Raw genomic sequence first — 12,334 nt, 5'->3', positions numbered from 1 at the left:
ACTATGAATGACCAGACGGCTCAACCTCTTCTTTCGGTGAAACACGTTTCGAAGTCATTCGGTGGTGTCCAGGCATTGCGTGACGGCTCCTTTGATCTTCATCGCGGTGAAGTTGTCGCGATCGTGGGCGGAAATGGTGCCGGAAAATCAACGTTGATGAAAGTTGTGGCTGGGGCCCATGTTCCGGACGGTGGAGAGATCATCATCAATGGCAAGGAAGTGTCCCGCGCTGAGCACAGCGTTTCTCATATGCAGGAATGCGGGATCGAAGTTGTCTATCAGGATCTGGCATTGGTTCCCAATATGACGGCGCCATACAACCTGTTTCTGGGGCGCATCCCCCGCAAATGGGGGATTTTTGTGGATGAACGAAAGATGCGCGAAAAAACCCGTGAAGCCCTCGCGCAGCTCAATGTCACCACCGTTCAGGATTTGTCACAACCAATCTCCTCGATGTCAGGAGGACAACAACAAAGTATCGCGATCGGGCGCGCCATTGCCTGGGGAAGCGACATCGTAATCCTTGACGAACCGACCGCTGCACTTGGACCGAATGAAACGGCGGAGGTCGAGCGATTGGTTGAGGATGTGCGCGACAAGCAGGGCACGTCATTCCTTTTGGTCAGCCACAATCTCGATCAGGTGCGCCGCCTCGCTGACCGTATCGTAGTGACCCATCACGGGGTCACATCGCGTGAATTCAAACGCGACGAGATTACTTCGGACCGGCTCGTGAAGGCCATAACTCTCGGCGAATGAGGAGAACGACATGACCGAAACAACCGCCTCCGGCCCCTTCCTGACGCCCAAACGCGCGGAAATGTTGCGAGACTATGTGCCTTTCATTGCCATTGTTCTGGTGATCTTGTTGTTCTGGGCGATTTCCGGCGACCGCTTCATGTCGATGCGCAACTGGACGTTCATCGCGCAGCAAACGCCTGTCTTGATGTTACTGGCATTTGCGCAGTTGATGATCGTTACAACCGGTTCAATTGATATCTCCATCGGGTCAAGCCTGGCATTTTCGGCGTTTCTGGGGGCACTTGGAATGCTCTGGTTCGGGGATGTGGGCTTGATCCTGGGAATTGTCGCAGGTGGCCTTGTTGGCATGGTCAACGGCCTGATTATTTCACTGCTCAAGATCCCATCATTTGTGACAACCTTGGCAATGCTGATCATCGTGCGCGCCGTTGTGATTATCGCGTCCGACGGCACCGCGATCTACATAACGGACGATAGCGTGTCAGGCGGCACCAACATCTCGTCTGTCGCAGCACCCTGGCTTTTATCGATGGGCAAATTCCCCGCGATCTTCATTCTTGCGGCGATTGTCGCGCTGTTCATGTGGGCCTTTTATGAGAAGACCGTTTTTGGTCAACAGTTGCGCGCCGTAGGTGGCAATGAGAAAGTCCTCCGCCTGGTCGGGATCAATGTCACGACGTTCAAGATCAAGGTCTTTGCCGCTGCAGGATTGATGGTGGGGTTGGCGGCTTGCGTCAACCTGGCAAGGGCAGGGGCGGCAACGCCTCAGGCGGGTCTGATGATTGAGCTCGACGCAATTGCTGCAGTTGCGCTTGGTGGTACGCCGCTGACAGGTGGCTATGGCAGTGTGGTCAAAACAATCATCGGCGCATTGACCCTGACAATCGTCCGCAACGGGCTGACAATCGCGGGCGTGCCACCATCATGGAGTCAGGTCGCTTTGGGTGTTTTGCTGATTGCGGCCATCGCTATTTCGCTGAACAGAAGCAAGGTGGACGTGGTGAAGTAACAGCGAATGACATCGTGGTGGGACTGCCTGAGCTGTGCGCAACGATGCCGAGGCATTGAATGTTGGCAGTGCGGCCGTCGACCTTTGCAACCACTCAACGGCTTGCGCAGAATCCGAGACGTGTAACCGTGGGGTAGGGCGTTGGTTGATTGCATTTGCTGGCGCACCTATCGTGCCAGAGGTCTAACATCACGTGTTCCATAGCGTTGGAGTAATCCCCCGATGAACATGTTCGAACTTCGCGTACCCTTCTTTCTTCCGCTCTGGCGGCGGGTTGCCGTCACACTCTTGAGCGTTGGATGGGCAATCTTGGAGCTTGTTACCGGGAACTTGTTCTGGGCCATTCTGTTTGGCGCGATTGGGGCCATCGCGACCTGGCAGTTTTTCCTTTCTGGTTGGCCCGACGAGGCGTCAGATCAAGAGACTAAAGGGTGAATAAAGGCGCTGTAGCTAAGCTTTGAACGTGACGCTTTTTCAGCAGAATCGGGGATTTCGAAACCGGAAATAGAGCGAGATCCACTACGGCGACACAGCGGTGTAAGCGAAATTATGTTAAATATTAGCTGCGCTTGGCCTGTTATCATGGACATTGTGCTGATCATTTTCAGAACTCTCTCGCTGCCCTTTGGCTGATACCTCTGACAATGGGCTCAAGCTACCGCGCAGCTAGCTCTCCAGTTCAGTGCTGTCTTTGCCTGCCTCGAGGGCAGCGCCAAATGGGGCTTCAAAACCCCGAAAACACCATGTCGAGGGCCCCTCGAATTTCGTAGTCAAACTCCGTCAGATCAGCCAGGGGTTGACCTTTCAGGAGGCTTGTTGGCACCGCGGCCAGTTCCGCTGTGTGCAGGACGTAGGCAACACCATTTACTTTGAGGATAGGTTCAAGGCGGTTGATCTGAGAGGGCCCTTGGGTCTCGCGAAACAAGGGGGCGACGACGCGGCTGCCGGTGTCGATCAAGTCTGATTGCAGGTCGAGCAACAAGCGGCCATCGGCAAGTTCGTAAACGTGAAACTGCGGCATCAATCGGTCCGCAGGACCTGAACGTCAGCCAGCGGCGTTCCGTTCTTTTTGATCCACTCTCGACGCTCTGCAATTGCCGCTGCGTTCTCTTCAGCCCACGCCTTTGCCTGAGCCTGCGCAACTGCGTCGGCCAATGCGGCATCACTGATCGCCGAAACGTTGAGACCAAATTCGCGGGCTTTCGCCAGGTTTTTGGCGTTCAGGGTCACATTTGTGCGTTGTTTTTCACTTGCAAGCTGAGACATGGCTGTTCCTGTTTGTCGCATGCAGTATGCACACGACAGGTGTGTATTACAAGTGAGCTAGCCGTCCTGCTACCATGGGAATCCTCGAGCAGGATCGCATTTACTTAAAACCCGAGGCGGTCGCGAGCCTCAATGGATAGAGATTGCTGCGGATTCGCAAAGATAAGGCCTGCGCAACAAACTTTGTCAGTTGATCTAACTCATAACCAACTGCGGCGCGGAGAACATCGACATATCGGCATCCTCATAGAAGTCGACTTCAAACACCTAATGCTCCCGATTAAGAGAAGGAGGTGGCGACGGGCACCGCCACCTCCCCCTGAGCATCGCCCATTGCGATGCCCAAGGCGTCGCATAAGCGCCTTCGACAACCTCATGGATGGCATTGCCGGAATGGCGCACCTTCACCTCGTTGAAGCTGTCTCCCACCATCAACCCATTGGCGCAGACGAAGCGAAAGAACCCCGGCACCATCTGATAGCTGCTGGTGCCATCGTTGGCGTTGACCAGAATGATCTCGAAAGCCTCGCCCTCAGCGTTGCTGATCGAACGGTGACGCAGGCGCATCATGTGCTTGGTGAAGGCCGCCTTGCCCTTGATGCGGGTGTTTGCCTGCTGCGCAAAAAACGGATCGAACCCTTCCTTGCGCAGTTCGCTCAGCACGTCGATGGTCGGCACCGGCACAAACCGCTCACTGCGGCTCTCGTGGGCTTCGGTTGCAAAAATCGACGGAACGGCCTTGCGCAGGTCGTCGTCGCTCAGGGCCTGACCCGTGACCAGACCGCCATTCGACATTCCGCGCATGTAACGATTGTAGCCCATTGTCTCATTCCTTTCGTGATAAGGGATTGCCGATCTCAGCATTCGCCATAGAGGTCTGCGGCTGCTTCGCTGATTGCCTTGCTTGCGCTGGACTGTAGTTCCCGGTCCTCGCAGGCAGCGAGTTCAGGCAGGCCAAATTCGTCCGCGCAGGCAGAGCGGAACTGCTGGTAATCCGTTGGGTTCTTGGTGAGCCCGATCTGTTGCGCCGCAATGCAAACAGCAGTGGAGACGTCGGCCATCCATGCTTCGTAGATCAAGCCCGGACGTATTTCCGCGAATGCGCCTTTCACACGCGTCATGGCCTCACGCCGAGCGGTCCTGCGCTTGACGGTGTTCCAGTATTCGGGGCTGTTGGGGTTCTGAATGAATGCTGCCATTTTTTTCTCCGCTTGTGGGTCCCGCTTCGCGCCGACTTTGAAGTCTGGTCAAATTGGGATGGGTCAGCCATTTGGCGATCCGCTTCTGCGCGGCCTTGCTCAGCTTCATCACCTCCCGGGTGCCGGGATCGTTGAAAAGGGAGTGCAGCTTGGCGACCTTGTCGCGCTTTTTCAGCTTCTCGAACGTGGTGATCGTCGGGTGATCGGCCTTGAAGCCCAGAACCTCGCGCCAGATGGCGTTGAGATACGGGCCGCCCACACGGCTGAAAAAATTCTCATCGGTCGGTGTCCAGACCTCGCGCACATCGGGTTTGACCTCCCGGTCGATCAGGGCGCACAGGTCTTTTTCGCCGCCGCTCAGAAGGCTGGCCAGATGCCGGATCAACTCGGCCTGAATATGGTCCGCACCTTTCTTGCGGAACGAACGGAACTCTTTGGCCACATCACGATCCCACTCATCGCCGGACCATTCGGCAAGCGTCGTCAAACGCTCATCCAGCGCATAGCCCACGGCCTCGGTCGTGGGCCAGTTCGGAACCTCGTTCTGGCTCAGACCAATCGGCTTGCCATAGGTGACACCCCCGGCAAGCTGGAAGGCCAGCAGCGCCATAATCAGATCGGGATCGCGCAGCGCCGCATGCTGGCGCGCGCCGGTAACCACACGGGCCAGATCGTCGGCCAGCTTCTGCGAGATCGGGGATTTGCGCTTGTCGTTGCCGCCGCTGATGTGGCTGGACCGCTGCAAGACCCCGGCCTCGATGGCGGCTTTCTTGTCCTCGCGGCGCACAAGACCCTCGATGGTCTGAAACCCGCCGCTCTGGTTGACGTGGATCAGAACACCGGCATGCGCTTTTTGCGCGTCCGTGAACACGCCATCCAGCGTCTCCTGCAGGGCGGCAAGTTCGGCTTCGCCTGCCGCGTCCAGCGCGTCACCCTCGGCCAGTTCCGCCAGTTCGTCATACCGCGCGGCATCGGCCTCGGACAGCACCCCTTCCTCGCGGTAGATGCGGTCCAGTTTGCGCTGTTCGATCTCGTAATAGCCGACATAGCTGGCATCCAGAACCTCGACCCATTTCCAGCCTGTGCCGGTCACGGCCTCGCCACTCTCGGCCAGCTTGGTGGCAAAGAGGTCGTCCAGAAGCGCCACATCGTCAAAGAAGGTCTGTTCGGCAAACAGATCGCCGCCCAGCCGGCCACCGGCGTCCTTGTAGGCCTCCTCGCCGACAAAGACCGCGCGGCGGTCGGAGCCTGTCACGCTGTCGGGTTTCAGCATGCTCTTGAGCTGGTGGTCGGACCAGTGATCGCCCCGCACACGCTCCAACACTTCCAGGCTCAGCTTTTCGTCGTTGCTGATCGTGAAGCACGCCGCCATGCTCAGGCTGATCTCGCCTGCGGCCAGCGCATCGATGATCTGCCCATGCAGGTTGGCCAGCGCAAGGCGGCGATAGACATGCTTTTCGGTCACCGCAAAAGCGCGGGCGATGCCGGGGACTGGTGCGCCCGCGTTGTGCATCTTGCCATACGCGCGGATTTCATCTGCCGGGGCGAGGTCCTTGCGGCTGATGTTTTCGGCGTTTGCCCACGTCTCGGCGGTTTCCGCATCCGGGGCCAGCATGACCATCGGGTTCGCCAGTCCGGGATGCGTCTTGGCGAGGGTTGGGTGCTGTTCTGCCAGATAGTGCAGCGCGCGCAGGCGACGGCCACCGGCCACGATCTCCGCCCCGCCCTTGTCATCGGCCAGACCCGCGATGCTCTGGATCAGGCCAGCCGCCCAGATGCTGTCCGCCAGTTCGACCACATCCGCCTCGGGCACGTCCTGCCGGGGATTCATGGGCGAGAGGGTCAGCCTGCCAAGCGGAATCCGGGCTTCTGTTGCAGTGATTTTGCTCTGTTCTGTCATGGGGACAATCCTTGTTTGAATGGTGAGTGTCGTGTTGTTGGTGCCCCGCTCCGAGAGGGTTGAGGCGAAAGGGTCACGTGACCCCATTCGTGGGTTCGCTCGAACCAATGGCGCTAACCGCCGAATTGGGTCAGGAAGCGGCATCTGATACCCAAATCATCGCCCTTCTTGACAAGCGCCCATGCCTCGGCGTTCCAGCGCGTTATCGGGTCTTTGCTCGGTGTTCTCACCGTCCTTTCCGTTTGTGGTGATGGGGTGGGAAGGGCGTTTACCGCCCTCCCCCTGGGCCTGCCCGACAGGCCAGCCTCGGCGCGGGGACAAAAGGAATGACTCCGCCGCCGGGTTCAGTAGTCGCTCGGGAACAGAATGGTCAGGACGCGGCGGGTCTTGGTGACGTCCGCCGGAGCCGGGGAGCCATACTCATAGGCCGCGTCATAAAGGTCGATCTTGAACCAGACGGTTTCGCCCTCGATCTCGAACGACCCCATCGCGCGTTCCCCATAGGGGTCCGCATCCTCGGTGAAAGCCTCGTATGCGCGCACCGCTGCGATGCAGGCCAGGACGAAACCCGGGCCTTTTTCATTCACCGCGCGGGTAATCACCCATCGGCCAATCGACTCGTCGGCGTGGGGATACTTGCGAAACGCATCGTTCTGCTGGGCGATGGCGTTGATCTCAAGCTGCCGGGCGATCTGTTCCGGCGTCATGTCCATCAGATTTGGCAAAGCCAATCCTCCTTGTGGTGAGACGGTGAGGATTTGGTGCCTCCTTCCGCCAGTGGCAGAGCCTCAACTGGTCTGTCAGATGAAAGGCCCCGTGCCTTTCGGCTGGACAGAGCAGCTGAGGGCGAAGCCCGATCTGCGGCCGGGCCCGGATCGAAGACAGGGGGCCGAGCGCCGAAAATTGGGGGGACCACCCGCGTGCGGGTGGGGGAGCCGGTTTTCTGCGCGACGGCTGACGCGCCTGCGCGGCATCACAACCCCTGTTGAGAACCGGGGGCTGCTGTCAGGCGGACATGGCATTGAAAAAGAGACTGGTCTGCCAGAGCGCCAGCGGAGGCGGGCCAGACCTTTAATATCCCCGATCCTCGCGCCTCACGCGGATCACCGCATCAGAGCTCCTTCGTCGGAAGGTCGCCGCGAATGTCAACATTAGTCAACAGGAGGAGGCTCACGAAGGCCGGTTTTGACAGATTTCAAACACCGCCGAACTTCAAAATTGCCCAAGAAATACAGGAAGTTGGCAATCAGCACTCTTGACACCTTGCCTTGCCAAGTGATGCATTCACAACATGAATCAGCTTAGAGTGGAGCGATGGATGCTATTGTCACGTGTGTTAAGAACTACCTTTGCCGCCCTTTCGGTCGGCATAGCATTTTCACAGGCAGCTACTTCGGAGACATTTGACTACGAACACGATATGCAAGTGAGAATTGGAGAAACCTGGAACCCTCTGTCTCCGTATTCCAGAGCTTCGTTATCTTCATGCTTTGAAACAACAGTACCCCAGGAAGCTCCAATAGCGGGGAACAGGATCGAAGAAAGATATGTTAATAACTTTTCAGAACTCGAAGAGAAGGCAAGCGTCAAAATAACCGCTAGAGGATCGACGTCATTTGGCTTGGCAAGTGTCAAGGCGAGCGCATCTCTCGACACACTGAAGGAAGCATTCAACAGTAACAGATCTATCGTGTACAGCGTGGTTGGAACCCGGGAGTACAGTGCCTTTTTCCTGGAAGAGGCGGATCTGAATGAACGAGGCCAAAAGGCACTTGATGATGCTAATACCACTGGAGATCCAGAGAAATTCTATCGCCGCTGCGGCAGGTCCTTGATCACATCAGTCAGAAAGAAGACAACATTCAGCATCCTTTATGTATTCTCGTTCTCGGATGCTTCCAGCAAAGAACGCATTGAGACCGCGATCTCCCTCTCGGCAAGTAGCGGTTCTAGTTCTGGAGAGGTGTCGTCTAACATGCTCGAAGAGGCCCGAAAAGTCGATCAATCTACCAGCCTAGATGTTTTGGTTTTTCAAGATGGCGTAAGAGATAGCAGCACAACGGCATCCAGTTTCTTAAGCATAGCACCTGGAGAAATCCGCAAAGTGCGAGTTGCTGTAGAAAAAGCCTTAAACGAAGTGATATTTCACAACGCTCCTACAATCCGCTTCTCGGCCGATCCAATATCGAATTTTTTCGATGTCCCAGCAGAGAGCAGCTGGGGTTATATCAGTAATGCTTACTCGTCTCTGGATGTCCTCAAAACCCAAGCAGACAGGATTGTTCGCCGGTATTACAAGCTTCAGGACATCCAGTCTGATGTCGATAGAGGACTCGTAACTTACAAAGAGAACATGGAGGCTGAACTGCTAAATGAAAAACAGGGCCTCATTGCAAGATTGGCGAATTTGGCTTCTACTGCTAGGCAGTGTTTCGACAATCCCGGTGTAACTTGCCCTACAGATGAATTACCGATCCAGACTTCTTTCCTGAAGTATATTGACGTCGTATTTGCAAATAACCTCGGCTGGAGATCCAGAGCATTCAACAACTACTACGATAGCCACGGGGAGAGGATTCACAGAAGTGCATCTTATTGGCCGGTGATTTCAGTCGAAAATCTAAGATTGATTAGGTCCATCGAGTTGTCCAGGAATGGTTCCGCCGTTTCGTACGTGGCGGAAGACAGCCTTGCCAACTTTGTTTCCGGTGGGATGCTTGATTTCTCTCCCGTCTGGACCTCAAATCATACAAAGGTTGACTATTGCTGGCGTGGCGATTGGACGGGTTGCGAAAATTGGGCCAAGAACACACAGGGTCACATGAATGAGTTGAAGGGTAACGAAGGTGGTTTTCAGTATTTTGTGACCATCACCGATGTCGAAGGAGGCAAGACAGCCGTAGAGTTAGGAAACGCCTCGGGGACGGCTTTCTAAGTTCTCATGAGAGCATAAGTCACGTAAGCGGCGGAGATTCCGTTCGCCGCCGTTTGCCCTCCATGCGCTGACCCGCATGAAGAAACTGCGCCCCTTCCTCGACCACGGTTTCCTGGAGATCGACAACAATTCTGCATTGCGGGCGATGAAATCCGTCGCCATCAGCAGGAAACCTACCTCTTTGTCGGTTCTGAAGGTGGCGGAATACCCGTTGCCATCGCTTTTCTTCCAATGCGCTCGCGCGATGAATGTCCGGTCTTTTCGGGCGCGACACGGCAGCCGCAAAACCAAGCTTGTCAATCCCGGAGCAAAAAGGGTCAAATTCCCGGTGTAATACTCCCCAGTTGTTCTGATCTTTTGTGGGCCTTGGTGCGTGTGCTCCCCAAATAGCTGACGCGTGCCAAACGGCAGCTGTGTGGCGCTCTTCACAGCAAGGACTGATACTCATCCATGACGGTCGCGACCTGAAGCAATCCCTGCGCCTCTGCCTTGTGAATGAGCGCCGCGACGTCGAGAGCCGGATTGTTGAACCGCTCGCGCATGCGCCTCAAAGCGAGGATGGCTTCCGATGGGTCGAGCTCGATCGTGTCGGCGATGAAGTCATCTGCCGAGATTGCATCGACGGCGTGCGGCACCAGTGATTCCGCAGGGAAGTCAGCGAGATTGTCGGTCACGATGACCGATGCGGAGGTTGATATGGCCGCCGCAAGGACATGATTATCGTCCGGATCAGGTAGGGCCAGCTTGTCCTCGAAGATCTCGTAGCCCGTCACGAGGGCTTCAGGAAACGCGACCTCGATCGCCGCCCGTTGCCGGGACCCATCTGTTGCGCCTTTGGTGATCTGACTGACCGCCTTCTGGGTCTCGTCAAGAATGCGCGCACTCCATCGCGGCCGGAACAACCCTGCCTCGGCCAAGCTAAGCAACATGTTTCGACGGAGCGCCCCGCCCAGGACACATGCATCGAGTAAGGCTGTGAACCGATCCGCATATCGGCTCATACAAGACCTTCCTCTGCATCAGTCCGCGCGAGGTCACTCAAGGCGTCCGACCGGGAGGCATCGCGCTTCTCTTTGTAGGCAAAAAGATCCTCCGCGCGGACGCGGCGATGTCGACCTGTCTTCGCGAACGGGATTTCGCCTTCCTCCAGAAGCTTCACCAGGAAGGGGCGAGACACATTCAGGAGATCTGCCGCCTGCTGTGTTGTCAATTCCGCCTCGACGGGGATCATGCGAAAGCCGCGTCCGCTTGAGACGAGCCGCAGCACCTCGAGCAAGGATGCCGTCAGCGCGGGCGCCAAGGTAACGGTTTGAACCTCGCCACCTTCAAGGGTGAGGGACAGTGTTGTCGGCTCGCCTTCCTTGATCTGGGAGGCGACAATCGTTCTGAGCTGTTCCGCGTTCCTGATCTCAACCTCGTCGGGCAAGCGATCAAAGAACGCCTCTTTCTTGAGGGCGTTCATCTTGTCTCTCCGGTTCTCGTTTCTTGGTTGTGATATAGAATATTCATCATTCGAAACAATCGCAACACTCGAAATATTCGAAACCGGTTGCAATTGTGTGAACGCGGCATTTCGGGCTCCGTGCTCAGCCAATGGCAGCAGCAGCAACCCCCGCATCCTCCATCTGTTCCCGATCCGGCAGATCGCGCAGGGTCTCCAGCCCGAAGGCGAGCAGGAAGGTCTCGGTGGTGACGAAGGTGTAGGGGGCACCGCGGCGGGGCGCGCGCGGACCGGTGGCGATGAGATCGCGAGCATGCAACCGCCCGATCAGATCGCGGCTGATTTCCTTGCCGAAGATGTCCTTGAGCCCGTCGCGGGTGATCGGCTGATGATAAGCGATGGCGGCCAGCACCGCGATGTCGAAGTCGCGCAAGCCCAGGTCCTGGGTGCCCACATCCGCCGCCGCCCGGATCGCAGGAGCGTAGGCCGTACGCGTCCTCAAAATCCATCCCGCCGACACGTTCACCACCTCGAAGGCCCGCCCTTCCAGATCGGCAGCGAGGTCTTCGACCAACAGATCCACCGACACCCCCTGCCCCACCACCCGCGCCAGGCCCTCACGCGGTACCGGAGAGGCCGAGGCGAACAGCACCCCCTCGATGCGCCGCATCCATTCGCGCCAGCGCAGCTCGGCCGGCAGCTCTTCCAACTCGCGGTCCAGGTCTGGCTCGGATCGGTCCTTCGGCATAGCTACATCCCATAGAGCCGGAACGTGTCCCGGCCTGTGAGCTCACGCACCGCGCCCAGCTCCACCAGCCGGTCGCAGAATCGTCGCGCGGCCCGGTCCGAATTCAGCGATGCGAGCGCCGATGGCGCCACCGCGTCCCGGGTCAGGAACAGCGTCACCGCCTCCCTTGCCCCCTTGGCGCGCAGCTTCGGTCGGACCGCCCGCAGCCGTGTCGCGCGCCGGGTCAGGTCCGCCGCCAGGCCGGTGGCTTCAACGGCAGAGGTGGTGACGGCGCGGCAACAGGCCAGTCGCAGTTCCTCCCCGGTCTTGCGCAGGTCTCGTGGATTCAGCCCACCCGCCAGCAGCGGCACCAGGGGGTCCCAACCCAAGGCCTGTGCCAGGGCCGCATCGGAGAACAACAATGCGGACATGTGGTCCCGCGGCCGCTCTTCCAGAACAGTCTGCAGCACCGCGGCCGCGCGCGGCACAGGACTCCCCTTTCCCGCATCAAGCCAAGCCGCAATCTGATCCGGCGACGCAACCGGCAGCGCCCGATGCAACCCTTTGATCGAGACGGGATGCTCCACTGCGCGCCGCCAGGACAGGTAGACCTCACCCGCAGGTCCCGCCTGATCGCCTGGCTGCAGAAACGCTGCCGCATCACGCAGCTCCCCTGCCCTCTCGGGCCGCCCGGACAACGCCACGCAGGCTTCTGCCGCGCGCAACGCCAACCGCTCTCGGAGCAAAGTCTGGGGTACATCTTCCCGGGTAAGCACAAGATCCAGGTGACTGAGCGCTGCCCCCGACAAAAACGCCACATCTTCAGGGGCTTCCGTGCGCGCGGAGGTGACCCAGGATGGCATCCGGGGTAGGATAGACGTGTCGTCTTCGATCGTCAGGCGTGCGTAGGTCATGCCACAAGACTATTCCATGACGGCGCTTTTGACCACCATATACTGTGGAAACCGCCCCGCTTTGTCGGTCTGCGCTATGTCCAATAATATTGAATTATCGGACATATACGGGATAAACTCGGAATCAGGCCCAACCGGCTTGAGGCTGTGAAATCGGACAAATTCTGGAACATTTGTGAAC

At 57.8% G+C, this 12,334-nt stretch carries 14 protein-coding genes; 4 read left to right on the top strand and 10 right to left on the bottom strand.

Annotated features, from left to right (window positions below; genetic code table 11):
* Window positions 1–3 precede the first annotated feature (3 nt).
* Window positions 4–759 (top strand): ATP-binding cassette domain-containing protein, encoded by a 756-nt coding sequence (locus tag GOX53_RS24385; protein WP_170432336.1) that lies wholly within the window; start codon window positions 4–6, stop codon window positions 757–759.
* Between the two features lie 10 nt (window positions 760–769).
* Window positions 770–1,771, top strand: a complete 1,002-nt coding sequence (locus GOX53_RS24380) for an ABC transporter permease (protein WP_171181066.1) — start codon at window positions 770–772, stop codon at window positions 1,769–1,771.
* A gap of 724 nt (window positions 1,772–2,495) precedes the next feature.
* Here the strand turns inward: GOX53_RS24380 and GOX53_RS24375 are convergent.
* The 6 genes from GOX53_RS24375 to GOX53_RS24350 form a co-directional block, all read right to left on the bottom strand.
* A complete protein-coding gene (locus GOX53_RS24375) occupies window positions 2,496–2,792 on the bottom strand; it encodes a CcdB family protein (protein ID WP_171181064.1) in 297 nt (98 codons plus the stop codon).
* Window positions 2,792–3,037: a type II toxin-antitoxin system CcdA family antitoxin gene (locus GOX53_RS24370; protein WP_171181062.1), complete on the bottom strand. Its 246-nt coding sequence runs from the start codon at window positions 3,035–3,037 to the stop codon at window positions 2,792–2,794. Before GOX53_RS24370 ends, GOX53_RS24375 begins: the two co-directional genes overlap by 1 nt.
* Before the next feature lie 267 nt (window positions 3,038–3,304).
* Window positions 3,305–3,859 (bottom strand): DUF932 domain-containing protein, encoded by a 555-nt coding sequence (locus GOX53_RS24365; protein WP_171181060.1) that lies wholly within the window; start codon window positions 3,857–3,859, stop codon window positions 3,305–3,307.
* Window positions 3,860–3,894: 35 nt separating this feature from the next.
* Window positions 3,895–4,158 (bottom strand): hypothetical protein, encoded by a 264-nt coding sequence (locus tag GOX53_RS24360; RefSeq protein ID WP_171181059.1) that lies wholly within the window; start codon window positions 4,156–4,158, stop codon window positions 3,895–3,897.
* A gap of 4 nt (window positions 4,159–4,162) precedes the next feature.
* Window positions 4,163–6,136 (bottom strand): ParB/RepB/Spo0J family partition protein, encoded by a 1,974-nt coding sequence (locus tag GOX53_RS24355; protein WP_171181057.1) that lies wholly within the window; start codon window positions 6,134–6,136, stop codon window positions 4,163–4,165.
* 344 nt (window positions 6,137–6,480) lie between these two features.
* Window positions 6,481–6,861 carry a DUF3768 domain-containing protein gene (locus GOX53_RS24350; protein ID WP_254446752.1) on the bottom strand — a complete coding sequence of 127 codons (381 nt, stop codon included), beginning with the start codon at window positions 6,859–6,861 and terminating at the stop codon, window positions 6,481–6,483.
* A 593-nt stretch (window positions 6,862–7,454) separates the two neighbouring features.
* On the opposite strand from GOX53_RS24350, the gene GOX53_RS24345 reads away from it, so the two are divergent.
* Complete coding sequence (locus tag GOX53_RS24345; RefSeq protein WP_171181055.1) at window positions 7,455–9,071, top strand: hypothetical protein; 1,617 nt, start codon at window positions 7,455–7,457, stop codon at window positions 9,069–9,071.
* A gap of 76 nt (window positions 9,072–9,147) precedes the next feature.
* Entirely contained in the window at window positions 9,148–9,405 is a 258-nt protein-coding gene (locus GOX53_RS29950) for an IS66 family transposase (protein WP_254446751.1), read from the top strand.
* A 91-nt stretch (window positions 9,406–9,496) separates the two neighbouring features.
* Here GOX53_RS29950 and GOX53_RS24335 read toward each other — a convergent pair whose 3' ends face one another.
* The 4 genes from GOX53_RS24335 to GOX53_RS24320 form a co-directional block, all read right to left on the bottom strand.
* Window positions 9,497–10,072: a PIN domain-containing protein gene (locus tag GOX53_RS24335; RefSeq protein ID WP_171181053.1), complete on the bottom strand. Its 576-nt coding sequence runs from the start codon at window positions 10,070–10,072 to the stop codon at window positions 9,497–9,499.
* Window positions 10,069–10,533: a helix-turn-helix domain-containing protein gene (locus tag GOX53_RS24330; protein WP_171181052.1), complete on the bottom strand. Its 465-nt coding sequence runs from the start codon at window positions 10,531–10,533 to the stop codon at window positions 10,069–10,071. The genes GOX53_RS24335 and GOX53_RS24330 overlap by 4 nt, the downstream gene beginning before the upstream one ends.
* Window positions 10,534–10,657: 124 nt before the next feature.
* The gene (locus GOX53_RS24325; RefSeq protein ID WP_171181051.1) at window positions 10,658–11,260 is read right to left on the bottom strand and encodes an SMC-Scp complex subunit ScpB; all 603 of its coding nucleotides are present in this window, start codon (window positions 11,258–11,260) and stop codon (window positions 10,658–10,660) included.
* Window positions 11,261–11,262: 2 nt separating this feature from the next.
* The gene (locus GOX53_RS24320) at window positions 11,263–12,153 is read right to left on the bottom strand and encodes a DUF1403 family protein (protein ID WP_171181050.1); all 891 of its coding nucleotides are present in this window, start codon (window positions 12,151–12,153) and stop codon (window positions 11,263–11,265) included.
* Window positions 12,154–12,334 lie beyond the last annotated feature (181 nt).

This window comes from Ruegeria sp. HKCCD8929, assembly GCF_013031405.1.
GTDB lineage: Bacteria > Pseudomonadota > Alphaproteobacteria > Rhodobacterales > Rhodobacteraceae > Ruegeria.
This window is presented reverse-complemented; position numbering and strand designations above follow the sequence as displayed.